The sequence below is a fragment of the Streptosporangium roseum DSM 43021 genome, assembly GCF_000024865.1.
In the GTDB taxonomy this organism is placed as follows: domain Bacteria; phylum Actinomycetota; class Actinomycetes; order Streptosporangiales; family Streptosporangiaceae; genus Streptosporangium; species Streptosporangium roseum.
Genome location: NC_013595.1, coordinates 6,835,559 through 6,860,491, shown reverse-complemented (window position 1 = coordinate 6,860,491; position 24,933 = coordinate 6,835,559). Strand labels below are relative to the sequence as shown.

Sequence of the window (24,933 nt, the reverse complement as noted above, 5' to 3'; positions counted from 1 at the left end):
ATTTCACCGCCATGCGGCTGAAAGGCGGCTTTATCTGGTCGCTTGCCGGACGCGGCCCACGGGCCGGGCCGGCGCGGCGGACCGGTCAGCCGATCCAGCCGGCCACGAACCGGAGCCGCTCCTCGACGGGTACGCACGGGAGCGTCACCAGCTCGTAGCCGTACTCCGTGTAGGCCGCGACCATGGACTCGTACGTCTGCCGGGCCGTTTCGAACGACTGCCTGCGCTCGTCGTCCTGCTCGTAGATCTCCGGCCACGGTGGCGCGACGAGCACGCGCCGGTGGTAGCGGAACCTCTGCGCGGCGGCGTGGATGTGATCGGGGACCGGGCGTCCTTCGAGCCGCAGGTAGCCCACGATGTCCGGGATCCCGCGGTCGAAGAAGACCGGTGCGGCACGCGCCACCGCCAGGCGGTAGGAACGCAGTTCCCAGCAGAGCATCGCCTCGGCGAACAGGTCCGGATCGATCCAGGGCAGCGCGCGGCCCCCGATCACCAGCTGGTCCTGGATGATGCCGCGGCCCGCCTCCTCCGAACGTGCGAAGCCCGCCTCCTGCAGACGGTCGATCAGGGTGCTCTTGCCGGCTCCCGGTCCTCCGGTGACGACGATGAACCGCTCGGACTCCGATGACATGCCGTTCAACCTCCCGACCTCCGCTCTCTGACCGGACCATATGTGAAGATCGGCGCGTCCGCCGCGATGCGGGCCGGTCCCGGCGGCCGGGCGGTGCTCGCGGCGGACGGTGTCGCGGAGCGGCAAGGTCGCCGGGGCCGCGGCCTGGCTGCTCGGCGACCGCGCCTCCTACGTCACCGGGACCGTCCTGCCCGTCGACGGCGGAATGGTGGCCGTCAGGGGATGACCGGGCCGCCGATCGGCTTCCGGGGCGGCCTCAGGTGGGGGAGAGCGGGCGCCAGGGGACCGGGCTGGAGAGCACCATCATGCTCGACGGGTGGCCGTACGGCGCGAGCCGGTCGATCAGCTCCTCGAAGGCCGTCATCGAGGAGGCGGCCACCCGCAGCAGGCAGCAGGTGTCGCCGGTCACCCGGTGGACCTCCAGGATCTCCGGCCAGGCCAGCGCCTGCTCGTCGCGGAGCACGCAGCGCGGCCCGTAACACGACATCCTGATCAGCGCGGCCACCCCGCGCCCGGCCAGCGCCGGATCGATTCGCGCGTGATAGCCGATGATCACTCCCGACTCCTCCAGCCGCCGCACCCGCTCGGCGACCGCCGGAGCCGACATGTGGACCCGCCGTGCGAGCTCGCTGTAGGACAGCCGCGCGTCGTCCTGCAGCTCGGCCAGCAGTGCCCAGTCCATCGCGTCCACCGTCACGCTCCGTCATCTCGTAGCCTGATCGACTTCAACGCCTTCCGTTCCGAAGGCAGAAGCTCGAAATCGCCTTATTCCCATTATTTCCGGACCTGTCAATACGGGCCACCATGGAGGTGAACAACCTCAAGGAGTCACTGATGACCAGCACCAGGCAGCTCAGCGAACGAGAGCGGGAGACACGGGCCGCGGCCAACGAGGGACTGCCCACGCTCGGGTTCGACGCGGCCACGCCGTACGACGACTACGTCGGCACCGCCACCCTGCACCGGCTCCAGCGCACCGTCACCGACGCCCCGGAGGAGCTCGCGTTCCTGGTCACCACCCAGGTGATGGAGCTCTACTTCGGCCTGCTCCGCTCGGAGTGGCAGCTCGCCCAGCGGCAGCTCGACGATGACGACGCCGCCACCGCGACCGTGACGATCAAGCGGACGGTCCGGCACTTCGAGGCGCTCAACGCCGCGTGGGCGTCGCTCAGCTGGCTCACCCCCGCGCAGTTCAACCAGTTCCGTGACGCGCTCGGTGAGGCGTCGGGCTTCCAGTCGGCTCTCTACCGGCACGTGGAGTTCCTGCTCGGCAACAAGTCCGAGGCGCTCATCCGCCCGCACCGCCGCAACCCCGAGGCCTACAGTGAGCTCGCCGAGGCGCTGGCCCGGCCGAGCCTGTACGACTCGGTGCTCGCCTTCCTCGCCCGGCAGGGCTACGCGATCCCGCGCGAGGCGGTGGAGCGCGACTACGCCGCCGACTACGAGCCCCGCTCCGACGTCGAGGCGGTCTGGGCCGAGGTGTACGGCGGGCCGCTCGCGCCGCTGGCTGAAGCGCTGACCGACCTGGCGACGCAGTTCTCCGACTGGCGGTACCGGCACCTGATGGCGGTGCGCCGCTCGATGGGGGCCAAGCCGGGATCCGGCGGGTCGAGCGGCCTGAGCTGGCTGGAGCGGAGCATGCGACGTGAGATCTTCCCCGAGCTCTGGACCGCGCGCACGCTGATGTGACCTCCACCGCCGCCGGGCGGCAGGGGATCCCGCCCGCGCCTACCGCGCCTACCGGGCGTGACGGTCGCCGGGGAGCGAGGACCGCAGCGCGGTGGTGAAGGCGGCGACGGCCGGGTGGGCCGAGGCCCCCCGGCGGAAGGCGATCTGGGTGCGGCGGCGCATCGGCAGCTCGGTGAGCCGGACGCCGCCGGGCGGGTCGGCCGCGCCCAGCTCCGGCACCAGCGCCACGCCCTGACCGACCGCGACCATCGCCAGCACGGTGGCGAAGTCGTCGATGTGGTGGCGGATCCGGGGGGCGAACCCGGCGGCCTGGCAGGCCCGCACGGTCATCGTGTGGCAGAGCGTGCCGGGCTTGGAGACGATCCAGGAGGCGTCGCGCCACCGCGCCAGGACGTCGACGGCGCCGTGCCGTGCGGGGGAGTCACCGGCGCCGCCGGAGGTGCCGCCGTGCCGTACCAGGGCCCCGCCGGACGTGCCGCGCCGCCGCGCGGGCGATTCGCCGGCGTCACCGGAGGCGAGATACATGGGCTCCTCCAGCAGGGGCTCGGCGTCCAGCGCGAGGTCGGGGAGGGCCGGGACGAAGTCGTACTCGTGGACGAGGGCGACGTCCAGGTCGCCGGTCCGGAGCCGGGGGGCCACCTCGGCGGGGTCGATCTCGTCCACCATCGGTTCCAGCCCGGGATGGTCACGGCCCAGGGCGGCCAGGGCGGCGGGCAGGATGGTGCGGGTCGCGGTCGGGAAGGCGCCGACCCTGATGGCGCCGACCAGACCCGTGTGCGCGGCCGCCAGCTCCGCCGACGCCTGCTCCAGCCGTTCGAGCACGGCCTCCGCGTGCCCGACCAGCGCGACCCCGGCGGGGGTGAGCGCCACCCGGCGGCCGGTCCGCTCCAGCAGCGCCACCCCGGCCTCCCGTTCCAGCGCGGCGAGCTGCTGGGAGACCGCGGAGGGCGTGAACGTCATGGCCTCGGCGACCGCGGCGATCGTGCCCCGGTAGGACAGTTCGCGGAGCAGCCGGAGGCGTCGCACATCGAGCATCAGTTCAGCTTAACGGTCTCGGAAGAAACGGGAACTGGACCTGCATGGTCAGTGCCCGCGAGGCTGGGGACATGACACTTCGCGGCGTTTACGTTCCCCTGATCACCCCGTTCGCCGAGGACGGCGAGATCGCCGTGGAGGCGCTCGAAGGCCTGGCGCACGCGGTGCTCGACGAGGGAGCGGCCGGGCTGGTCGCGCTCGGCACCACCGCCGAGGTCGCCATGCTCGCCGAAGAGGAGCGGCGGGCGGTCGTCGAGGTGTGCGCCAAGGTGTGCCGGGAGCGGGGGGTGACGCTGGTCGTCGGGGCCGGGGGCAGCGACACCCGGAGCTCCGTCGAGGCCCTGCGCGGGCTCAAGGACCGGGCGGACGCCGCCCTGGTCACCGTGCCGTCCTTCGTGCGCCCGTCCGAGGCCGGGGTGCTCGCCCACTTCACCGTGCTGGCCGAGCAGAGCCCGGTGCCGCTGATCGTCTACAACATCCCCTACCGGACGGGTCAGTCGGTGGGCGCGGCCACCCTGCGCCGGCTGGGAGAGCTGCCCATGGTGACCGGGGTCAAGCACGCGGTCGGCGGCGTCGACCAGGACACCGTCACCCTGCTGGCCGACCTGCCTGAGGACTTCGCGGTGCTCGCCGGGGACGACCCCTTCTTCTCCGCCCTGCTCGCGCTGGGCGCCCCCGGCGGCATCCTCGCCTCGGCCCACCTGCACACCGGCCGCTTCGTCGAGCTGGTGGAGGCCTGGCACTCCGGCGACGTCGCCCACGCGCGCGCACTGGGCCACCGGCTCTCCGCCATGTCGGCGAGCATGTTCGCCGAACCCAACCCCACGGTGATCAAGGGAGTGCTGCACGCCCGGGGACTGATCCCCACCGCCTCGGTCCGCCTCCCGCTGGTCCCCGCCGGCCAGGCCTCGATCGAGGCGGCCGCGCGCCTTCTGTGATCACGTGGTCTGGCAGGCCGGGCACCAGAAGAGGTTGCGGCCGGCGAGCACCCCGGTGCGGACCTCGCCGCCGCACAGGAAGCAGGGCATGCCCGAACGGCGGTAGACGTAGACCTCGCCGCCGTGGTCGTCGACGCGGGGCGGACGCCCCATCGCCTCCGGGGTGTGCTCGGGCCTGACCGTGTCGATCCGGCCCACCCGCACCCCGTCGGCCATCAGCGCCACCAGGTCGGCCCAGATGGCCTTCCACTGCCCGTGGGTGAGGTCGCGGCCGGGGCGGGACGGGTCGACGCCCTCCCGGAACAGCGCCTCGGCGCGGTAGATGTTGCCCACCCCCGCGACGACCGACTGGTCCATCAGCAGGACGCCGATGGAGGTGCGGCTGCGGCCGATCCGCCGCCAGGCGAGCTCCGGATCGGCGTCGGCGCGCAGCGGATCCGGCCCGAGCCTGGCGTGCAGCGCCTTCTTCTCGGCCGGATCCAGCAGCTCGCAGGTGTTGGGCCCGCGCAGGTCGGCGTATTCCTCCGCGTTGCTCAGGCGCAGCCGTACCGCACCCGTCGGCGCGGGCGCCGGAGCCGGGCCGAAGGCGCTTTTGCCGTAGATGCCCAGGTGCACGTGGAGCCAGCGGTCGTCGTCGAATCCGAGCAGCAGATGCTTGCCGTGCGCGTCGGTCTCCCGGAGCACCCGCCCGTCGATCTGGTGGGCCCCGGCGGCGAACCGCCCCTGCGGGCTCTCGGCGCGCACCACTCGGCCGCCGAACGCCTGCCGGTACTGCGCGGCCAGGCGATGGATGGTGTGTCCTTCAGGCATGGTCTCGAAATGATACGGCCGGCCGTTGACCACTACGGCGTGACGGAGCGCGGCGGACGAGGGCGTGCGCCGTCGCGGCGAGAGCGGCTCCGGCGGCGTAGGCGACGAGGTCGGCGGCGCCGAAGGTGCTGCCGAGCACCAGCCTGGCCAGCACGCTGGCCTCCGACAGCGCGGCCGGGACGGGGGTGAGCTGGGCGAGCTCGACCGCCCAGCTGAACGCCAGCGCGCCGGCCGCGGCGCGGACCGGCGGGACCCGGGGGAGCACCAGCACGATCAGCGCGTGGACGAGCACGGTGTAGAGGGCGTCACCGGCGTACTTGCCGAACCAGCCGCCGGTGACCGCGCGGACCGTGAGCCCGGCTGCGACGGTTGCGACGGCCGCGAGCGCGGCGGGCAGGCGGGCGCGGAGAGCGGGGGACAGGCGGGTCTGGAGAGCGGGGGACACCCGCTCACGATAACGAGCACACCGCGCGGCCGGGGACACGGTGACACGCCGTACGGCCGGCACGGGATGACACCGTCCCGGCCGGGGGCACGGTGACACGCTGTACGGCCGGCCGGGGCGACGCCGTCCCGGCCGGGACACGGCGACCTCGTACGGACGGCACGGGATGACACCGTCCCGGGGCGCTGGGATGACCGTCCAGGGCGGGACGGCTCAGGCGAGCTGCCAGACCGCCGGGAGGCCCTTGCCGCCGCCGTCGGCGGAGTAGTCGTGGGCGACCTCCAGCAACTCGTCCATCCGGGCCTGCCAGGCGATGTTCACCGGCAGGCCGGCCAGCGAGGCGAGCAGCGCCTCGTAGTCGTCACAGTCGATCACGTGGAAGAGCTCCAGGCCGCTGCGCCAGATCGTCCACTCGTGCGCGCCGCCCTTCTTGATCGCCTCCACCAGCTCGGGGGGCACCTCCCGGTGCGCCTGCTCGTACTCCGACTCCTTGCCCGGCCTGATCCGGGTGTGCAACGCCACGCGCATGAGGTTCCTCCATAGGTCGTAGCCCGTTATAGCAGCGATCCGATCTATTTAGGGAAATATATGACCAGGTGGGTCGAATCACTCCCATTCGAAGGGAAAGGTCCGATGAAAGGAAGTGTGCGGGGAGCCGTACGGCAAGGCCCGCGCCGTACGATCAACCGCTCCGCCGACCGGCTCGGGCAGGGGAATGCCCGATGGCGGGGCCGGCGGCGATGGTGGGGAAGGATCCAGGACCGGGCTCGACAGCCCGTGATCGGCCGCTGATCCGTTGCCTAAACCAGCCAGTCCACCTGACCGGAAGCGGGCAGCCTCTCCTCGGAGAGGAGCCCGTCCAGGACCGCGATCAGCCGGCCGATCGCGGTCTTGGTTCTCGGAAAGCGGTGTGGACCGCTGTAGAGCAGACCCGCGCAGGGGTGTCCGTCGTGGAGTCGCCGTGCCCGGAGGATCTCGAAATCACGGACGTTCTCGGTGAGCAGGCAGCGGCGTTCCGCCACTGCCAGATCCAGCACCTGGGAATCGGGAAGTCCCGGGCCCCCGGGGCGTTCGACGAGTGCGACGACGTCGTGCCCCCGCTCGCGGAGACTCTCGGCGAGCGGAGGCGGGAACATCTCGTCCAGCAGAAGCCTGCCGTTCACGATGCCAGTAGCCCTTGCTCCCGCCTCCAGCGCTCCTCCGCCTTCCGTGCGGCGTCTTCGGCTGCGGCGATCTGCGTATCGATCTCGTCCGGATAATCCGACCAGTATCGGATCGCCGCTCTGACCTGGTGCGAGGGGAGCCCGGAGTATTCGGCGGTCATGGGCACGACCTCGTCGGCTGTCGCGTCGGGCTCGGCGGCACGGGTCGCCCTGATCGCTCGGATGACCTCCCAGACGTCGGGGCCGCCGGCGACCACCGCCCGGCGGCCCGACGGCCCGGTCCGGAACAGCACACCCGGGTGTTCCTCCATCCGGAGTGCCTCGGTGATGAGGAGGTTGACCGCGGCGGAGACCGAAAGCCCCGGGTGCTCCATGACGAACTTGGCGAGTTTGTCCAGGACGGCGTCCTCGAACCGGACGGACCGTGGTGTCGGCGACATGACTACAGCGTAGGCGAATGTAGCCGACTATGTCCGCGGAGTGCACCGGTATGGCACGGCGCGCGGGGTGCGAGCCGCAGGGTGTGCCGTCGGGACGGGCGAGGAGCGTTCCGCCCCGGCGTCCCCGCCGGTTGAACCGCGCGTGCGGCGTCCGAGTATGAGGCGGATCCTTTCCGTGTCTCCGTCAGGACAGCGCGGGGAGGCGGGAGCCGTACAGCCAGTCGGCGAACAGCCGCTCCAGCGGCTCGGTCGTGCGGCGCGAGGCCAGGTCGGTGAACTGCTCCGTGGTGACCGACCCGTGACGGTGGCCGGCCGTCCACTCGCGCAGCAGCGCGAAGAACGGCGCGTCGCCCATGGTGCGCCGGAGCGCGTGCAGGGTGAGCGCGCCGCGTTTGTAGACGCGGTCGTCGAACAGGAGCCGGGCGCCGGGATCGGCGAGGACGAAGTCCTGGGGGAGGGCCGCGAGCCTGCGGTGCCAGCGGGCCGCCAGATCGCCGGCGGGCATGTCGCCCGAGGCCTCCGACCAGATCCACTCCGCGTAGGCGGCGAACCCCTCGTGCAGCCAGATGTCGCGCCAGCCGGCGATCGTCAGGCTGTTGCCGAACCACTGGTGCGCCAGTTCGTGGGCCACCAGCCGCTCCTCGCCGCGCCGGCCGTCCACGTGGTTCACCCCGAAGATCGACATGCCCTGCGCCTCGACCGGGATCTCCAGCTCGTCGTCCACCACCACCGCGGTGTAGGAGCCGAACGGGTAGGGGCCGAAGCGCTCGCTGAAGACCTCCATCATCCGGTCCTGGCGTCCGAAGTCGTACCGGACCCGGGCGGCGAGCCCGGCGGGGAAGACCAGCCGCGTCCCCGCGCCGAGATCGGCCTGCTGGTAGCGGCCGATCTGGACGCTCGCCAGATAGGAGGCCATGGGCTCGGCCTGCTCGTAGACCCACGTGGTCGCCGACGCCGCCCGCCGCGTGGAGACCAGCTCCCCGTTGGCGATCACCGTGTACGGCGAGGCGGTGGTCACCGAGATCCGGTAGGAGGCCTTGTCGTCCGGCCGGTCGTTGCACGGGAACCACGACGGGGCCCCGATCGGCTGGCTGGCCACGATGACGCCGTCGGTGAGCTGCTCCCAGCCGAGGCCGCCCCAGTGGCTGGACACCGGCCGCGGATTGCCCGAGTAGCGGACCTCGACGCTGAACGGCCCGGCGCCCAGCCGTCCCGGCGCGAGGTGGAGTTTCCCCCCGCGGTGGGTGAAACGCGCCGCCTCGCCGTTGACCAGGACCCCGCCCACGCGGAAGGCGCCGAGGTCGAGGACGAGGCGGTCGAGCGGCCCGAGCGCCACCGCCGACAGGCGGGCGATCCCGCCGAGCCGGTTGGAGGCGACCCGGTAGTCGAGGGACAGGTCGTAGTGCTCCACCCGGTAGCCGTCGTCGCCGTGCGTGGGGAAGTAGAGCTTGCTGGGGGTCGTGCTCAGAACCACACTTGTTTCCTCTGCTACGTCCTGTGAGTCCGTGCCGCGGCCGCTACGTCCCGCGGGTCCACGCCGCGATCGGATTGCCGAACCAGCGCGTGCCCGGCGGCACCGACTCGCCGCGCATGACCAGGGACGCCGGTCCGACCGTGGTGTTCTCCCCGATCGTCGCCGCGGGCAGGACGACCCCGTGCGGGCCGAGCGTCGATCCGCCCTGCAGGACGACAGTATCGATGCTCATGACCCGGTCGTGGAACAGGTGCGTCTGCAGGACGCAGCCCCGGTTCACCGACACCCCCGCGCCCAGGGTGACCAGGTCGACCTCCGGCAGCCAGTAGGTCTCGCACCACACGCCGCGGCCGATCCGCGCACCCAGCGAGCGCAGCCACAGGTTCAGCGGCGCCGTGCCCAGCCAGGCACGGGCGAACCAGGGGGCGGCCAGCACCTCCACGAAGTTGTCCGCCAGCTCGTTGCGCCACACGAACGAGCTCCACAGCGGCCGGTCACCGACCGCGATCCGGCCCAGCAGGACCCATTTGGCCACTGCGGTGACCGCCGCGGCGAGCACTCCCGCGCCGAGCAGCACCACGCCGCTCAGCAGCGCCGCGACCGCGAAGCCGTACGATCCGGCCAGCCACTCCAGGGCGGCCGCCACCAGCACGGCGACCGCCACCGTGCACATCGCGGGGACGAGCCGGCACACCTCGACGGCGGCGCGGGCGGCCTTCAGCCGCCGCGGCGGGTCGTAGGTCCGGCTGCGGTCGCCGTCCTCGGCCGTACGGCGCAGCTCCACCGGTGGCATGCCGAGATAGGACGACCCCGCCCTGGCCTTCTTCGGCGCGGCCGACAGCACCGCGACCAGGCCGTCCTTGGGCACCTTGCGGCCGGGCGCGGTCATCCCGGAGTTGCCGAGGAAGGCGCGCTTGCCGATCCGCACGTGGTCCACCCGGAACCGCCCGCCGTCCAGCTCGTACGGCGCGACCATCGTGTCGTCGGCCAGGAACGCGCCGTCCCCGACGGAGGTCATCGACGGCAGCGCCAGCACCGTGGACAGCTCCACGTCCCGGCCGACCTTCATGCCCAGGGCGCGCAGCCACACGGGGGTGGCCATGCTCGCGTACAGCGGGAACAGCCAGACCCGCGCCATCGACATCAGGCGCCCGGTGGCCCACGCCTGCCAGGCCTGGCGGCTGTGCACCGGGTGGTGGCCGGCGTGCAGGCCGACCGCCAGCAGCCGCACCAGGGCCAGGATCACCAGGGCCAGGGCGGCCATCGAGGTGACGGTGGCGAGCGGCACGCCGTACAGGACGCCGGCCAGGGAGGTCGCGTCCCCGCGCAGGAGCAGGGCGAGACCGGGGGCGGCGGCGACCAGCGGGACGAGGCTGAGCGCCAGCGCCGACATCCCGTAGACGGCCGCCCAGCGCCGCGAACGCGGCGGCCGGTCGGCGGCGGGCGGGCGGGCCTTGCCCGTCCTGACGGCGGGCACCCCCGCCCAGCGCTCCCCGGAGGGCACCGGGCCCGCCACCGCGGAACCCGGCGCGACCTGCGCGTTCTTGCCTATCCGCGCACCCGGGAACAGGGTGGCGCGGGCGCCGACCGTGGCGGCAGCGCCGATCTTCATCTCACCGACGTGCACCTGGTCGCCGTCGATCCAGTAACCGCTCAGATCGACCTCGGGCTCGACGGCCGCGTTCTTGCCCAGTTTGAGCATCCCGGTGATCGGGGGCGCCGAGTGCAGGTCCGCGTCCTGGCCGACCTGGGCGCCGAGCGCCCGGGCGTAGTGCGTGAGCCACGGGGCGCTGGACAGCTCGGCCACGCCGAACTGTTCGGCGAGCCGCTCGGCGAACCAGAGTCTCAGGTGCGTGCCCCCGCCCCGGGGGTAGGTGCCCGGCTTCAGCCCCCGCAGCAGCAGCCGTGCCGCGCCCGCGGTCAGCGCGATCCGCCCGGCGGGGGAGACGAAGAGGACGGTGCCCAGCAGCACCCACCACCACGAGACGGCCGGCGCCCACGCGATGCCGGCCAGGTTGTTCAGCGCGGCCAGGGCGACCACCCAGCGCAGCGCGCCGGCGGTGAGCAGCGGCACCGTGAGGAGCGCCTGCGCGATCGCGGCGCGACGCGGCATCGGCGTGACGATCCGGTCGGTGGTCACGACCTCGGGCGTGTCCAGCGCGGACAGGTGCCCGGCGAGCCCGCGCAGCGTCGGGTGGTCGTAGACGTCCCCGACGGTGACCGCCGGATGGCGGACCCGCAGCGCCGACACCAGCCGGGCCGCCGCGAGGCTGGTGCCGCCCTCGGCGAAGAAGTCGCCCTCGGTGTCGCCGAGGACGTCCTGCCAGCACTCGGTCACCCACGGGTCGACGCCGGGCCGCTCGGCCTTGTCGCGCTTGGGCAGCGGCCACGGCAGGGCGTCCCTGTCGATCTTCCCGGACGTGCGGGTGGGCAGCCCGTCCACCACGGCGATCCGCGGCACCAGTGCGGCGGGCAGCGCGTACCGCAGCCGGTCCTTGGCCTCCTCCCGGTCGAATCCCTCGCCGGGCACGACGTAGCCGACGAGCAGCTGGTGTCCTCCGCCGGTCGTGCGCACCGCGGCCGCGGCCCCGGCGACCCCGGGCAGGGCCTGCAGGGCCGCGTCCACCTCGCCCAGCTCGATCCGGCGCCCGCCGAGCTTGATCTGCTCGTCGGCCCGCCCGACGAAGAGCAGCCCCTCCGGCTCGGCCCGCACCAGATCGCCGCTGCGGTAGGCGCGCTCCCAGCCCAGCGGGCCGAGCGGGGCGTATTTCTCGGCGTCCTTGACCGGGTCGAGGTACCGGGCGAGCCCGACCCCGCCGATGACCAGCTCACCGATCTCGCCCATCGCGACCGGCTCGCCGCGCGCGTCCACGACGGCCAGATCCCAGCCGGCCAGCGGCAGCCCGATCCGGACCGGCCCGTCCCCGGTCAGCGGCGCCGCGCACGCGACCACCGTCGCCTCGGTCGGGCCGTAGGTGTTCCACACCTCCCGCCCTGGTACGGCCAGCCGCTCGGCCAGCTCGGGCGGGCACGCCTCGCCGCCGAAGATCAGCAATCGCACGTCGTCAAGCGTCTCCACGGGCCAGAGCGCCGCCAGCGTCGGCACCGTGGACACGACCGTGATGCCCATCTCGACCAGCCACGGCCCGAGGTCCATGCCGGTGCGCACCAGCGCCCGGGGCGCCGCGACCAGGCAGGCGCCGTGCCGCCAGGCCAGCCACATCTCCTCGCAGGAGGCGTCGAAGGCCACCGAGAGGCCGGCCAGCACCCGGTCACCGGGGCCGAGCGGCTCGCGGGTCAGGAACAGCAGCGCCTCGGCGTCCACGAACGCCGCCGCACTGCGGTGGGTCACCGCGACGCCCTTGGGCTTACCGGTGGAACCGGAGGTGAAGATGATCCACGCGTCATCCCCAGGTCCCGGAGGCCCCTCACCTGCGCGCGCCCGCTCCCCGGTCTCCGGGGGCTCCTCACTCCACGGCGCCCGCTCCTCGGTCTCCAGGGCCCCCTCACCCGACCGCGCCCGCTCCCCGGCCTCCGAAGGCCCGCGCCGGTCGCCGAAGGCGATGATCTTCTCGCCCTCGCCGATGACGGCCCGCACCCCGGCCTCGGTGAACACCAGTTCGGCCCGCTCGTCGGGGTCGTCGGCGTCCACGGGGACGTAGGCCGCGCCGGCGGTCAGCACGGCCAGGATCGCCACGTACAGGCCGACGGTGCCCGAGGGCACCCGCACCCCGACGCGGTCGCCGCGCCCGACCCCCGCCTCCCGCAGCTCACCGGCCAGCCGACCGGCCTGGGCCCGCAGGCCGGTGTAGTCGAGACGGGTCCGCCCGTCGTCGAGCGCGGGGGCGTGGGGGTGCCGCCGGGCCGTCCGGTCGAGGATGTCCAGCAGGGTGCGGACCTGCGGCGCCGTCCCTCCCGGCAGGATCGCCCGCGTCGGTAAGTCGGTTGCTGCCGGTAACGGACTCAAGATTTTCCCCCACGTATCGGGTCACTCTGACCCCGGAAACAGCCTACGGGGGCAAGATGAACGCGCTCCGTGACGCGCCTCTGTACGGCGGGTGAAGTTTCCCCGTCGGTCAAGGGACGGACGGCCGGGTGGATCGCGGCCCGCACCACCGGAACGGCCCGCGGCCGTCGCGGGTGCCCCGCTCCGCCGGAGCCATGGCCGCCGGTGTCAGGTGGCGACTGCGCGGGCCGGCAGGCCGTGCGGGCGAGCCTCGGCCACGACCGTCCCGGCCGCGGTGCCGAGTCGTACGGCCAGCCGGAAGCGGTGCCGCTCGCCGACCCTGCGCGGCTCGAAGGAGATGTGGGCGAAGCGCGCCTCCACCGTGGCGGCCGCCGCGAGCCGGTCCAGCTCGGCCTCGACCCGCGCCCATTCGGCGGCCGGGACGTACTGGCGCATGATCGAGTGCCAGACCACGGTGAGCGTGCCGGGCTCCAGCCGGACGCCCGCGAGGAAGTCGGCGGCGCCGGCGGCCTCGACCTCGGCCGGCACCCGGGCGGCCACCCGCAGGGCGCCGTCCAGCCGCGCAACGCGGGCGGTCTGGTCCGGCCAGACGTATGCCCGCAGGGCGAGCGCGCCGTCCGGGGACAGCGGGTCGATGGGGGTCAGGTCGCAGCCGCGCCGTTCGACGATCTCCAGGTCCGGCTGCCCGGCGGTGGCTCCGGCCAGCCAGGCGGGCGGGGCGCCCGCCCAGGCACCCTCCAGCAGGACCGGTGAGTCCGCCGGACCCCAGGCGAAGCCCTCGGAGACGTAGCGGAAACGGTCGGCGCGCAGGTTGAGCCCGGCGCTGGAGCCCACCTCGAACAGCCTGACCGGCAGCGGGCCGGCCTGCGTGGCCTTCAACAGGCCGGTGATCAGGAGGTTGGCCCGGCCGACCTCGTTGGTCTGCGGCGGGCGGGTCATCCAGTCGCGGACCCACTCCATCTCGCCGGCGACGGCGGCACGGAAGGCGTGCCAGCAGGGCTCCGGCCGCTCCGGGTCGAAGGCGCCGCCGGTGCTGGGATAGCAGGCGGCCAGGTCGGGGGCCCGGCCGGTGAGGGCGAGGGCGTGCACACCGCCGAGCAGCCGCAGCGCGACGGCGTCGGGTCCGGGCGCGTCCTCGTATCCGGCGAGCGCCTCCGCGCAGGGACCTCCGGCGCGGACGTCCTGCGCGACCCGCCCCAGCAGGAACGCGTAAAGCGGCGAACCGAGTTCGGCGCAGCCGCGCGCCTGGTGCTCGACCATGACGGCGAGACGCTCGCGGGACATCGGCTCCTCCTCGTTCGGATACCGACGATCCTCCACCTACGGCGCCCCGTACGGCAGAGCTGTGAGCGGTGAGCCGCGTCACGCGCCGGGCCGCCATCCCCGCGTGGCTCGAACGGCTCCGGCAGGACGCCTACAGCGTGTGCGAGAGCTGTAGGGCGGCCCATCGCCTTCGAGCGCCTGCGGGCCCGCCCTGCCGCGCGCACCTGCATCGAATGCGCGGCCGGGGTGCGATGAGACGGATCTTTGAAGCAGGCCAGGCTGTTGACTTTCATGCAACGACGGCGTTCAGCTTCGGAGTTGACCCGGTCTCGAGAGACCGCCGAGTCCGGGGCTTCGTTATCGGCGCAAGGCCAGGACCTTGAGAAGAACCCTGTCGATCTCGTCGAGTTCGTATGACGAGAGGCGCCCGGCAAAGTCGCCCAGGCGGGACGTATCGGTGGCCTTGATCTGGTCGATCAGCACCCGGGTCGCCTTGCCGTTCAACTCGATCTCGGGGCGGAAGATCGCAGGCCCCGCGCTGGTCGAGGTCGGAGCAACGATCAGTGTGGACAGCATGGAGATGAAGTCGGCCTGTAACAGCACTGCGAACCGTTCACCGCGCTGTTCGTGACCGACCGCGTCGCGCGGTGCACGCAGGCGATATACGTCACCACGCATCGGCGTCACCAAGCTCCCTCCGGATGGCACGGATCTCGGCAAGGTCGTCCGGGTCGTTGCCCAACCGCTCCGCGTCGGTACGTGCCTGCTCCATCCAACGAAGTCGGCCTGCGATGTGGATCGCTTCGCGGATCACATCGGTGGTGGACCTGCCGTCGGAGGTCAGCTCAGAGAGAACTCTCTCGGTGTCAGGGTCGATTTCAACGGTCAGCACGCCCATATCTTCACTGTACGACGATAGGCCCCGCAGGCCTTTGAGTGAATTGCGTGATCGATCTGTTGCGTTCCGTGGTCGCGAGTGGGCGGCTCGGCGGCAGGCGCCGAAAGGGGGTCGTCTCCCGCGTACGGGCCGGTCAGCGGGAGCGGCGGGCGGCGTTCTTGCGCGGTGTCCTGGCGGGCTGGGGAGCCGCTCGTGGGACGCCCTGCATCGCGTCGATTCTGGCGTGCAGGCGGGCGAGCTCGTTCAGGACGGTGGTGAGCTGGTCCTCGGTCCGTTGCTCCTCGGCGGAGGTGTTCTGGTCGTCCATGGCGTTGACCACGACGGCGATGAACAGGTTGAGCACCACATAGGAGGCCATCAGGATGTAACCCACGAAGAAGAGCCACGCCCAGGGCTTCTCGGCCATGACCTTCTGGGCGATGTCCGGCCAGGCCTCGCCGGTCATGACCTGGAACAGCGTGAACAGCGACGTGGGCAGTTCGTCGAAGTGCTCGGGGACGAGCTCGCCGAACAGCTGGGTCGCCATCACCGCCGAGACGTACATGACCAGGACCAGCAGGCCGATGATCGCCCCCATCCCGGGCATGGCCGCGAACAGCGCGCCGACGACTTTGCGCATGCTGGGAACCGCCGCGACCAGACGCAGTGCCCGCATGATCCGCAGCGTCCGCAGCACCGAGGTCGGGCCGGACGCCGGGATCAGCGCGACGACCACGATGATCGCGTCGAACCAGTTCCACGGGTCCTTGAAGAATTTGCCCCGATAGGCGTACAACCGGGCGACGAGCTCGACGGTGAAGACCGCCAGGGCGACCCGGTCGACGACGTGCAGGAACCCGCCGATCCGGTCCGTCAGGTAGGACGAGGTCTCGCAGCCGATCGTGATCGCGTTGATCACGATGACGGCTATGACGGTCCGCTGGAAAAGCCGGGTTTCGAGGAAGGAACGGACGCGTTCTCGCCCTGGCAAGGGTGTGCTCCTGGAGGGGGGAAGAGTCAAATGCCGACCATCGTAGGCCTCCGCGCGAGATCACTCCCGGGCGCCCTCGGACGTACGGCACCCGCCCCGGGAGAACGCGGAGCGCCGACCTCGGGAAGGGACCGCCGGCCGTCCGGTTACCGCCTGAGCGCGTCGCGGAACCGGGAGAGAAGGCCTCTGGGGACGGGAGGGGCGGCGTGGGCGAAAGCCCTGTCGACCTCGGCGGTGAAGAAGTCCTCACCCTCGTCGCCCTGGGTCACCTGGACGCGCACCGCCCGGACCTTCCGCCAGAACAGGTAGATGTCCCGGCTCTCCATCAGATGGCCGAGCGCGCCGCGCAGCTCGGCCAGCTCGATGGTCCGGGTCTCGTAGGCCACCTTCTGCAGGTTGAGGATCAGGTTGCAGTAGTGGTCCTTCTTCGTCACCCCGGCCCCGGACGCCATCAGCGGCCAGACCTGTCGCAGCTCGGGGTCGTCGATCGCCATCCGGATCAGGCTGGTGTGCAGCTCGCGCAGCGCGATCTCGCTGCTCCGCTGCTGCTCCTCCCTCGCGATGGTCAGCTCCTCACGCTGGTTCCGCAGTTCGCGCCCCTGGAGGAAGAGGGTGAGGGCGATGCCGACGAATGCGACACCCGAGAAGAAGACCCCGATCGGCGACAGCGCCTCACCGATCTTGGACCAGCGGTCAAGCGTCGCCTCGTCGGTGCGGAACAGCAGAACCGTGGGTATGGCGAGCCCCGCCGTCACCAGCGCGATACCGACTGTCGGAGCGGAGAAAACGGCAAATGTTCTCAACCACTGGCGGCGATCCATTATCGGAACGTATCCGGGGGGTGCGTCCCCGTCCACACCCCGCCTCACACGGCCGTCATGAACTCCTCGAACGGTACGGCCCGCTGCCGGAGCGCGACCGCCTTCTTCTCCAGTGAGGATATGACGGCGGCATCCTGAGTCATCCATCCACCCGATTGGAGGCCGATATCGCCGTAATCATGGATCAATGCCGTGTGCCGGTCGAAGAGCAGGAAATCAAAGTGTTCATCGTCGGGAAGCCGCATGCTCGGGGCGCAGCGCACTATTTCGATGGTCTCGCCCATCGCGGCCCGGATCCGATAGGCGATCAGCTCGTATTCGAGATAGGCCGTCAGCGGTTCCTGGATCAGGCGGATCCGCGCGTAGTCGATCCCTTTCCTCTCGACGTCCTCGTAGAGCGATCTCTCGGTCTCCGACTCCTGTCGCAGCAGCCTCCGGGCCTCCTGGACGTCGCCCCGCTCGTGCGCGACCTGGGAGGTGGTGACCTCGCGCTCCCGATAGCTCTGCCAGCACTCAAGCTTGAGGAACCGCGACTCGGTCCGCGACCAGGCGTCCAGGAACCATGTCCCGAACTCGTCGAGATTCAGCCTTCTGCCTGATTTCGTTGCCCATTGCGGAGGGCGCATCTACTGCTCCGGAATGTCGCTCTTCGCCGAGATCAGCGTGGCGCGTGAGATTTTCACGATCCGCTCATCCGTGGCACACCTTGCGTCTGGCAACGGATTAATGCCGATCTGGTCGGTGATATCGGTCCCGATGACGGCGAAGTCTCCGTCATCCAGCTCGATGATATCCGGCGACCCCGTCGCGGCAGTCGTGTCGCCGCGCTCTTGCGGAGTCTTACCCAGTCGCCGAACCGCCTTCATCGGGCCCTCACTCTCGATTCAAGAGCATCAATCCCTCTCTATCATTTGCAGATTTAAATCACAAGAAATAGTGATTTAGTTGAAATGTTGAGATGAATAAGAGTGTGTCCAAATTTGTCATCCTTGACTGTTGCCTGGTGGGGGAGAGCCGGCCGGCCGTGTGGATACGGCCCGCTCTCGCACCGCTGGACCCGCTCGGCTCCGCCTGTCGCGCTCGTCAGGCCGGCCGGCCCGCCGTGGCGCGCCGGTCCGGACGATGAAGGCGATCCGGTGGGGGCCGGCCTGGTGTGAGCGGGCCGGCCCGCGCCGATCCGGCGGATCGGGTGAGGTCACGCAACTCGGGCCGGAGCCCGCCGTACGGGGTGGGCCTGCGCCGGCTGTTCTGCGCCGTGCCTCCGGTCAGGCGACGTAGCGGCAGATCAGTGCCTCGGTGGGATGGCGGAAGGCGCCCACCACCACCCGTGCCGGTTCGTGGTAGGCGCACGCGGAGAGCGGGTTCGCCGGCGTGGCCGTTCCCGAGTTGCGCAGGCAGACATAGCCTGTGGTCCTGTAGAGAGCCACGATCGTTTGCGGATCGATGTGCGTCATGCAGTAGCCGGCTCCTGACACCGGCCCGTAGACGATGTCGACCGTGCTGTTCAGCGCTGTCCTGATGGTCACTGTGGCGGCCTGTGTCGGAGCCGCGGTGAGCGCGCCGGCCAGCAGCGCGCCGGCGCCCAGGGCGAGAATGCGACGGAGCATGGGAAACCTCCTCGATGGCAGGGGAGTGCTTGCGGCCTGTCTGATGTGGCGGTGTCGTCAAGGCGGCACGAATGAGTGGCCTTGAGCCGGAACTGCTTCGAACGGGTGCGTGCCACACCGCGTCGGCCAGGGAAAACAAGGGGGCTGGACCTGCTCCTCGCAGTATTAAATAGGAAACCTTCCTATGCAATAGCGTGTTGCCCCTGGCTGCTCGCCGGACCCGGGCCGGGCAGTCTCTCGCGCCTCCGGGGCCGGGAAGCCTCTCGGGACGCCTCCGCGAACCTCGCCCGGCGGGACCGGCGCCGAGGGTGACGGGGCGGGACATCGATGCGCGGATGCCAGTGCCCGCTCCGTGATGCCATCGCGCCATCTTTCCGCCGCCCCCGGTCGGCGGTGACTCCGGCGAGGTCGGGGTGTTCCGGCGCGACGGGGCCGGCCGGCACTCACATAACGTCGGCTTCGTTATTTATGAAATGAAATTCGCATTTCGCGGCAATTCTGTGATCGGAGTTCCGGGTTGACGGGAATTCAATGCCAAATCTTGCTCCTATAAGACCCGCGTGAGATTCTGACGCGTTGTGGCGGCGAATGCGACGGTGGAATTAGAGGCGGCGTTGTCGCGGGTCGCGCGGCTCGGGGAAGGCCATGTCGCGCTGCTGGATCCATGCGTGCGGTGCATGGCGGCACACGCGTGGGTCGGCGGGGGAGCTCCGATGTTCAGCCGGGCACTCGCGCACCGGCGCACGACCCTGCAGCTGGCCTTCCAGTCGGCGGCCGAGCTGATAACGCAGCGGATCAGGCAGCTCGGCGGGCAGGCGCACGCGCCGTCGTTCTCGACGTCGATCAGCGTGCTGGCGCCGGCGCCGGCGCCCTTCTCCGGGATGGACATCCTCGCGATGAGCCGCCTGGTGGCCGACCTGCAACGGGCCGGGCGGGAGCTGCCCGAGGCGGGCCGCCGGTTGAGCGCCGAACTGTCGGCGCTCTGCCTCGCGGCCCCCTCCGGCCCGCAGATCGTCGACGCCGGGCTGTGGGCGGAGGAGCAGGTCCGGGACCTGCGGCAACGGCTGAACACGATCCAGCGGCAGCATGATCTCGGCACGGTCTCCCAGGCGATGGCCGGCTTCGGCCTGTTCGGCGGGCACGCCCCCGACCCGGACGGGGCCGGGAGGCTGACGGCCGCCGCGGGCAACGGAGACGCCACGGCGTTGAAGGCGCTGCTGGACATGCAGCGGACCGGCAGGGACAGGACCCTCGCCGCCCGGCTCAACGCATGGTGGCGGCACCTGGGCGCGGCGGTCCAAGATCGGTTGATCGCCGCGTCGCCGAACCTGGTCGGTGGCCTGAACGGCCTCCCGGCCACGGTCCGGGACCGGGCCAACCGGAGGTGTCTGGCCGGGCGGAAGACCGCGATCACCGCAGAGCTGGAGCGGCTCCGCCGAACGTCGGAGGACGCGGAGGCGATGGTCGAGAAGCTGGAACAGGCCCTGCCCGGCCGTCCGACCGGCCCGTGGCTCGTGATTCCCGTGGAGTTGGAGGAGCTGTACAGATCCTCCAGGAAGATGGACGAGGCGATCAGGGAGCTGGGGCCGGAGATGCGGCAGATCACGGCCGTGGAGAACGGGCTTGCCCTCGGCGGGCGGAACGGCCGCCCTCCGGCGCTCCTGCTGCAACTGGAACTGGGAGGTCCGGGCAGGACCGCGATCTCCTTCGGAGATCCCGACGAGGCCGACAACCTGGTCACCTATGTCCCCGGCACCGGCACCACGCTGGAAGGCTTCACAGGGGACGCCAACCGCGCCGCCGTCGTGTGGGATCAGGCGCACTACTTTCAACCGGATAAGAAGATCGCTTCTATCGCATGGCTCGGCTACACGGCTCCGCAGTGGGAGGCAACTCTTAGTTTGAACAGGACAGTTGTCAACACGAATGCCGCAGAGATGGGCGCTCCGGCACTGGCCAGTTTCGCTGACGGTCTGCATGCCGCGCACAAAGCGGCTTCCGGTGCCCGGTTCACCGTGCTGGGCCACAGCTACGGGTCGACGGTTACGGGTCTGGCTGCCCAGCAGCGTTCAGGTGCTTTTGCCGATCAGGTGATCTTCGTGGGGAGTCCGGGCGTAGGGGCTGTGAAAGCGAAGGACCTGGGAGTCGGCTCGGTGTGGGTGGGGGAGGCGCCCAACGATCCGGTGGGCGACGTGGGCTCCCTTCCTCTCCAGTTCACCGGGACCTTCGATGACGCCGCGCCGTACCTCCTGAAGGTGAGCGGTCCGCTCGGTGTCGACCCCAGCGCACCTGAATTCGGTGCCCAGCAGTTTTATGTGAAGGACAGTGGGGATCCTGCTCACACCTTCAGTGCCCACTCGAAGTACTGGGATGTGAACTCTACGTCCCTCAAGAATCTCGGATACCTGATCAATGGTCAGTACGGAGCTCTCATCCCCTTTCCTGACCCGCCCGTCGGGTCGGCGGAGATTCTGTCGCCTCTCGCCACGTCGCCCTCCCCGCAGTCGCCATCGATCTCGACCCGGAATCCGTCACCTCATTCGCTTCCCTCGTCCACACCGGCCGGAGGATAGATGCCACGTTTCACCGTGATGATCATTGCTTTTGCCGCCCTTGTCGTCGGCTGCACTGGAGGAGAAGCCGTGAACCGGCCCGCGATGACTCAGGCTCAGGCGCTCGTCCGGATCGAGCAGCTCATCAAGGAAACGGTTGATGCGATCACGCCGAAGCCCCGCCTTGACCTTTACCGTCCCAGTCTCAACATCAACGGTTGCTTCGATCCCACCGACGGTGGTTCCGAGGACCGCGTCGTGATCAGCCGCTCCTACTATTTGCGTGATATCGCCCGCGAACAGATCGCGGAAGTGGCCAGGCAGGTCAAGCAGCACTGGGAACAGCAGGGCCACTACATTGAGGGCGCCTCCAAGAGTGGTCTCAATATCTCAGGGCACTCTCAACCTGATGATTTCCTGCTCTCGCTTTCACTTACCGGAGACAATGATGTGCTGGGTCTAGGGGTCACATCACCTTGTATCTGGCCGAGCGGAACACCGGAGCCTTCCTCTGAGACATCGGTCGCCTGACGTTATCCCATGCCTTCTCATAGATTCTATAAGTAGAAATTTCCGGCTTTTCGGGCGGCGCCCTTGTCTGGCATGTTTTTTCCTTTTTGATCCGGTGTTCCGTTCTCTGTCAGGGGCATGGGGTTCGTGACACGCCGTTGAGGAGGAATCGCCGTGCCTCGGGGGCGGTGAGGTCGCGGCCGACGATTTTGCAGACCTGGTTGAGGGCGGTCGACACGTCCGTCGTCCATGCGAGCACGCGGCCGTTCATGTAGGCGGCGAGCACTTTGTCCCCTGCCGGGGTCAGGGTGATGTCGAGCACCTGGTCGCCCGGCATGGGAAGCAGGGCGAGCTGGAGTCCGCGGTTCACGTCCCACAGGATGATGTTGCCGTTGACGTCGCTGGAGATGAGGGTGCGACCGTCGGATGTGAAGAGGACCCGGCCCGCTCCGATCGGATGTCCGGTGAGGACGTGGATGGCCTTACGGGTTTTCACGTCCCACAGGATGATCCGGCCGTCGAGCCCGGCTGAGGCCAGGAGGTCACCGTGCGGCGAGAACGCCAGGCCGGACGCGGTGTTGAAGTGTCCGCCGAGCTTGCCGATCAGCTTGCCGGTGGCCGTGTCCCAGAGCCAGATGTCGAGGTCGCCGGCGCCCGCGGCTAGGATCCGTCCGTCCGGGCTGAACGCGACGGAGTCGTAGAGGACCCGGTCGGAGCCGATGCTGGTCGCCTTGCGGGTGGTGGTGTCCCACAGGACGATTCCGTTGGCGCCCCCGGCCGCCAGGCTCCGGCCGTCGGGACTGAACGCGAGACCCGCCACGCGCGCCGGTGCCTTCGGCAGCCGGGTGGCCGTGGACTCCGCTGGATCGTTGAGCCACACCTCGTTGCGGGTGGCGATCGCGATCTGGTCTCTCTCCCGGCTGGTGACGATGCGGGTGATCGCGGCCCCGCCCGGGACGCGAAGCTCCTCGGTATCCTCCGGGTCGGTGAGCGAGACGACGGAGAGCACGCCCTCGCTGCCGCCGCTGATCAGCTTCTTTCCGTCCGGATTGATGGCCACGGCCCGGGCGGCGCCGCCGGGCGTGCTCACCGGGGAGCCGAGCAGGTCCCACAGGATGACGTTGCCGTCCCATGCCGCGGTGTAGAGGGTCCGGGAGTCCTTACTGGGCGCTATCGCCGTCACCGGGCCGGTGTGCGCCTCGTAGCGGTCGACGATGTCCTCGTCGGCGAGATCCCACAGCAGCACCCGGTTGTCGGCTCCGCCGGTGGCCAGCAGACCCCCGCTGTGGCCGAGGAAGGCAAGCGCGTGGACGGGGGTGTAGTGGCCGTTGAGGCGATGCACCACCCGGCGGGTCCGCACATCCCACACGACCGCGCCTCCGATCGTGTTCCCGTAGGTTCCGGCGGCGATGAACCGGCCGTCCGGGCTGAAGGTGACCGGTGTGAATCTTCCGGACTGGCCGGGGACCGCCAGCGTGGCCGTCGCCTTGCTCTGCACGGCCGTCTCGCCCGGCTGCCACAGCTTGACCGTGCCGTCGGCGGACGCGGAGGCGAGCATGTCGGCCTTCGCGTTGAAGGCCAGACCGGTTACGGTCCCCCGGTGCCCCTTGATCAGGGCGAACGGCCGGTTGCCCTCCAGGTCCCACACCACGACCCGGCCCTCGTCGTCACCGGCGGCCAGCAGGAAGTTCCCGCTGGCCGCCAGCGAGAAGATGTCCGAGCGGTACCCGTCGACGCTGAGTGTCGTGATGCGGCGGCCGTCGCGCACGTCCCAGACGGACAGCGCGCCGTCCGCGCCGCCGACCGCCAGCCGCCGGCCGTCGGAGGTGAAGGCGATGGCATGTGGCGTGTTGACACCGGTCTCCAGCGTGCGGAGCCGGGTACGGCCGGCGGGATCCCACAGCACCACCCGGCCGTCGCTCCTCGCGGTGGCGAGCATCTCGCCGTCCGGGCTGAGCTTCATATCGTTGACCTTCGTACCGTCCGGGTCGGAGAGGAACGCCCGGATGGACCGCCACTGCCCGGCCTTGGCGAGCAGGGCCGCCCTGGCCTCCTCGGTCGGTTCGGTTCTCCACGCCGCCGCGCTCAGCAACATCGACAGCTGCGGATTCGCACGGGCCTGCCCTTCGGCCTGGATGGCGAAATAGCGCGAGAACGCCACAGCCGCCTCATGTTCGGCGCGTGTCTGCTGGGCGCGGGCGACACCGGTCTGCTGACGGGCGATCAGTCCCAGGCCGCCGGCCACGAGGGCCAGCACGAGCAGCACGGCCGCGGCCGACCATGCCGTGCGCAGAGCACGCCGATGCTGGCGGACGTCTTCGCCGATCAGGTCACCCTTGGGGCGGCCGTGGACGGCCGCTCCGAGAGTCGCGACGCAGTTCTGGAACCGGGCCTCGTCCTCCAGGCTCATGGCTCGCGGCTCGTTCGCGGGAATGCCGCGCAGGTCGGTCCAGAGCGGTGTCTCGGTGAAATACCCGGAGAGCTGTGGCGGCACGGCGCTTGTCCGGCTCCAGTCGAAGTCGCCGTCCTCTTCGCGCCACAGCACTGTGCCGCCGGTGATCGCCATCAGCAGTGTCTGCGGGCTGCGGTGCTCGCGCCACCAGGCCACCTCCCGGGCGACCCACGTCGAGGCGGCGGATTCGGGCGAGGCGAGCAGGATCAGATACCGGGATGCGGTGAGGGCGTCTTCCAGCTTGACCCAGAGCTGCGGATTGGCGGCCAGGTCCGAGGGGGCGCAGAACACCCGTAAAGCGCGCCGGCGATACCAGGGCCGGGCCAGCCGGTGCAGGGCCAGGCGGAGTTCGGGCGCGAGGACCGCGTCGGAGGCGGTGCTGTAGGAGATGAACGCGTCGTAGGAAAGGCCTTCCTCGCCCGCGCCCTTCGGAATCTTGCCCGAGCTCTCCGGAATCTCGCCTGAGTCCTCCGGGACGGCGCCGGTCCCCGGAGGCGTCTGGTCACTCATGCGACGCCCTCCGCTCCGGCGTCCGGGTCGCATGGACGGCCTCCGCCGGCGGGAGCTGGTCGGATCTCGGACTCAGGCGACCGGCCATCCTCATCCGCCTGTCCGGAGTCACGGCCTTGAACAGGGGGAAAGCGGCTTCCTGCGAGCTCTTTACCATCGTCGGCCTCCGTCCGATGGCGACGCCTCCGCTTGGTGCATCCTGTTGGTACATCTCCTCGCCGGGGATAACGTTTCACTCGTTTTCCCCCGGAGGCCGTCGATCTCCTGTGCCGGGAGCCGCCTCTTCGGACGGGCGGCTCATCCCTGTTGTGGAAGGGGCGACCTCCGCGTCATCGGACGTGTCCGGTTACGCGGGTTTCATCACCAGGGTGACGGTGGTGCTCGACGTCGCGATGGACGGCTTGGCCCGTTGCGGTCGTAGGAGTCGTAGCGGTGGTTGTCGGCCAGGAACCACTCGGGGCTGTTGTGGTGGTAGTGCTCGTCGACCAGGTCGGCCCTCTGGCCGCGGGCGGAGTCCCACCTCCGGTCGGACCGGGAGCCCTGCCCGGGGGAGGGCCGGTCCCGGGGGCGAAGCCGGAGGTGAAGGCGCCCTTGACCTCCTTCCGGTCGACGGCCGTGCCCTGGGGGATCGGTCCGGCGGCCCGGCCGATGCGGTCTGTCCTGCGAGCAGGTCGGCGACCGGTGTCGCGCATAAGACCGGTGACCAGGTCTTTCTTCCCGCATGGAGGGCTCCTCGGCATTTTGTTAGCGTTAACAAA

24 protein-coding genes and 1 pseudogene are annotated in these 24,933 nt (G+C 70.5%); 6 read left to right on the top strand and 19 right to left on the bottom strand.

Going from position 1 to position 24,933, the window contains the following annotated elements:
• Window positions 1-85: 85 nt before the first annotated feature.
• Window positions 86-631 carry an AAA family ATPase gene (locus SROS_RS30195; protein WP_012892712.1) on the bottom strand — a complete coding sequence of 182 codons (546 nt, stop codon included), beginning with the start codon at window positions 629-631 and terminating at the stop codon, window positions 86-88.
• A gap of 109 nt (window positions 632-740) precedes the next feature.
• Here SROS_RS30195 and SROS_RS47975 point away from each other — a divergent pair, with 109 nt between their 5' ends.
• Window positions 741-857: an SDR family oxidoreductase gene (locus tag SROS_RS47975; protein WP_086012377.1), complete on the top strand. Its 117-nt coding sequence runs from the start codon at window positions 741-743 to the stop codon at window positions 855-857.
• A 30-nt stretch (window positions 858-887) separates the two neighbouring features.
• Here the strand turns inward: SROS_RS47975 and SROS_RS30190 are convergent, their stop codons facing one another.
• On the bottom strand, window positions 888-1,313 hold the full coding sequence (locus tag SROS_RS30190; protein ID WP_012892711.1) for an Lrp/AsnC family transcriptional regulator: 426 nt from the start codon (window positions 1,311-1,313) through the stop codon (window positions 888-890).
• A 152-nt stretch (window positions 1,314-1,465) separates the two neighbouring features.
• On the opposite strand from SROS_RS30190, the gene SROS_RS30185 reads away from it, so the two are divergent.
• The gene (locus SROS_RS30185; protein ID WP_218919717.1) at window positions 1,466-2,320 is read left to right on the top strand and encodes a tryptophan 2,3-dioxygenase; all 855 of its coding nucleotides are present in this window, start codon (window positions 1,466-1,468) and stop codon (window positions 2,318-2,320) included.
• 48 nt (window positions 2,321-2,368) lie between these two features.
• Here SROS_RS30185 and SROS_RS30180 read toward each other — a convergent pair whose 3' ends face one another.
• Window positions 2,369-3,355, bottom strand: coding sequence for a LysR family transcriptional regulator (locus tag SROS_RS30180; RefSeq protein ID WP_012892709.1), 987 nt, complete (start codon window positions 3,353-3,355; stop codon window positions 2,369-2,371).
• A gap of 71 nt (window positions 3,356-3,426) precedes the next feature.
• Here SROS_RS30180 and SROS_RS30175 point away from each other — a divergent pair, with 71 nt between their 5' ends.
• Window positions 3,427-4,293, top strand: coding sequence for a 4-hydroxy-tetrahydrodipicolinate synthase family protein (locus tag SROS_RS30175; protein ID WP_012892708.1), 867 nt, complete (start codon window positions 3,427-3,429; stop codon window positions 4,291-4,293).
• On the opposite strand, the gene SROS_RS30170 is transcribed toward SROS_RS30175, so the two are convergent.
• The 8 genes from SROS_RS30170 to SROS_RS30135 all read right to left on the bottom strand — a co-directional run bounded on the left by SROS_RS30170 (window position 4,294) and on the right by SROS_RS30135 (window position 13,876).
• Window positions 4,294-5,103: an Fpg/Nei family DNA glycosylase gene (locus tag SROS_RS30170; protein WP_012892707.1), complete on the bottom strand. Its 810-nt coding sequence runs from the start codon at window positions 5,101-5,103 to the stop codon at window positions 4,294-4,296. It lies immediately after the preceding gene.
• Window positions 5,096-5,548 (bottom strand): ribosomal maturation YjgA family protein, encoded by a 453-nt coding sequence (locus SROS_RS30165; RefSeq protein WP_043653226.1) that lies wholly within the window; start codon window positions 5,546-5,548, stop codon window positions 5,096-5,098. Before SROS_RS30165 ends, SROS_RS30170 begins: the two co-directional genes overlap by 8 nt.
• A 213-nt stretch (window positions 5,549-5,761) precedes the next feature.
• Window positions 5,762-6,076 (bottom strand): L-rhamnose mutarotase, encoded by a 315-nt coding sequence (locus SROS_RS30160; protein ID WP_012892705.1) that lies wholly within the window; start codon window positions 6,074-6,076, stop codon window positions 5,762-5,764.
• A gap of 272 nt (window positions 6,077-6,348) precedes the next feature.
• Window positions 6,349-6,711: a DUF5615 family PIN-like protein gene (locus SROS_RS50045; protein ID WP_012892704.1), complete on the bottom strand. Its 363-nt coding sequence runs from the start codon at window positions 6,709-6,711 to the stop codon at window positions 6,349-6,351.
• A complete protein-coding gene (locus tag SROS_RS30150) occupies window positions 6,708-7,151 on the bottom strand; it encodes a hypothetical protein (RefSeq protein WP_012892703.1) in 444 nt (147 codons plus the stop codon). Before SROS_RS30150 ends, SROS_RS50045 begins: the two co-directional genes overlap by 4 nt.
• Window positions 7,152-7,335: 184 nt before the next feature.
• Entirely contained in the window at window positions 7,336-8,625 is a 1,290-nt protein-coding gene (locus tag SROS_RS30145) for a M1 family metallopeptidase (RefSeq protein WP_012892702.1), read from the bottom strand.
• A gap of 43 nt (window positions 8,626-8,668) precedes the next feature.
• The gene (locus tag SROS_RS30140; protein ID WP_012892701.1) at window positions 8,669-12,592 is read right to left on the bottom strand and encodes a Pls/PosA family non-ribosomal peptide synthetase; all 3,924 of its coding nucleotides are present in this window, start codon (window positions 12,590-12,592) and stop codon (window positions 8,669-8,671) included.
• A 207-nt stretch (window positions 12,593-12,799) separates the two neighbouring features.
• Complete coding sequence (locus SROS_RS30135; protein WP_012892700.1) at window positions 12,800-13,876, bottom strand: DUF2332 domain-containing protein; 1,077 nt, start codon at window positions 13,874-13,876, stop codon at window positions 12,800-12,802.
• A 159-nt stretch (window positions 13,877-14,035) separates the two neighbouring features.
• Here SROS_RS30135 and SROS_RS54560 point away from each other — a divergent pair.
• Window positions 14,036-14,110 (top strand): annotated as a pseudogene (locus tag SROS_RS54560) (TraR/DksA C4-type zinc finger protein); the annotation flags it as partial.
• 102 nt (window positions 14,111-14,212) lie between these two features.
• On the opposite strand, the gene SROS_RS30130 reads toward SROS_RS54560, so the two are convergent.
• The 7 genes from SROS_RS30130 to SROS_RS30100 form a co-directional block, all read right to left on the bottom strand.
• Window positions 14,213-14,533, bottom strand: coding sequence for a type II toxin-antitoxin system PemK/MazF family toxin (locus SROS_RS30130; RefSeq protein WP_043653224.1), 321 nt, complete (start codon window positions 14,531-14,533; stop codon window positions 14,213-14,215).
• Window positions 14,523-14,753, bottom strand: coding sequence for a ribbon-helix-helix domain-containing protein (locus SROS_RS30125; protein WP_012892698.1), 231 nt, complete (start codon window positions 14,751-14,753; stop codon window positions 14,523-14,525). Before SROS_RS30125 ends, SROS_RS30130 begins: the two co-directional genes overlap by 11 nt.
• A 133-nt stretch (window positions 14,754-14,886) precedes the next feature.
• The gene (locus SROS_RS30120; protein ID WP_012892697.1) at window positions 14,887-15,723 is read right to left on the bottom strand and encodes an ion transporter; all 837 of its coding nucleotides are present in this window, start codon (window positions 15,721-15,723) and stop codon (window positions 14,887-14,889) included.
• 146 nt (window positions 15,724-15,869) lie between these two features.
• Window positions 15,870-16,478 (bottom strand): DUF6082 family protein, encoded by a 609-nt coding sequence (locus SROS_RS30115; RefSeq protein ID WP_148269248.1) that lies wholly within the window; start codon window positions 16,476-16,478, stop codon window positions 15,870-15,872.
• Between the two features lie 110 nt (window positions 16,479-16,588).
• Window positions 16,589-17,170: a DUF6879 family protein gene (locus tag SROS_RS30110; protein ID WP_012892695.1), complete on the bottom strand. Its 582-nt coding sequence runs from the start codon at window positions 17,168-17,170 to the stop codon at window positions 16,589-16,591.
• Window positions 17,171-17,410, bottom strand: a complete 240-nt coding sequence (locus tag SROS_RS30105; RefSeq protein ID WP_012892694.1) for a hypothetical protein — start codon at window positions 17,408-17,410, stop codon at window positions 17,171-17,173.
• A gap of 399 nt (window positions 17,411-17,809) precedes the next feature.
• Window positions 17,810-18,151 (bottom strand): hypothetical protein, encoded by a 342-nt coding sequence (locus tag SROS_RS30100; protein WP_012892693.1) that lies wholly within the window; start codon window positions 18,149-18,151, stop codon window positions 17,810-17,812.
• A gap of 713 nt (window positions 18,152-18,864) precedes the next feature.
• Between SROS_RS30100 and SROS_RS30095 the strand changes: the two genes are divergently transcribed.
• Together SROS_RS30095 and SROS_RS30090 are read left to right on the top strand one after the other, a co-directional pair.
• Window positions 18,865-20,724: an alpha/beta hydrolase gene (locus SROS_RS30095; RefSeq protein WP_012892692.1), complete on the top strand. Its 1,860-nt coding sequence runs from the start codon at window positions 18,865-18,867 to the stop codon at window positions 20,722-20,724.
• Window positions 20,725-21,234 carry a hypothetical protein gene (locus tag SROS_RS30090; protein ID WP_012892691.1) on the top strand — a complete coding sequence of 170 codons (510 nt, stop codon included), beginning with the start codon at window positions 20,725-20,727 and terminating at the stop codon, window positions 21,232-21,234.
• 109 nt (window positions 21,235-21,343) lie between these two features.
• Here the strand turns inward: SROS_RS30090 and SROS_RS30085 are convergent, their stop codons facing one another.
• Window positions 21,344-24,175 (bottom strand): TIR domain-containing protein, encoded by a 2,832-nt coding sequence (locus SROS_RS30085; protein ID WP_012892690.1) that lies wholly within the window; start codon window positions 24,173-24,175, stop codon window positions 21,344-21,346.
• Window positions 24,176-24,933 lie beyond the last annotated feature (758 nt).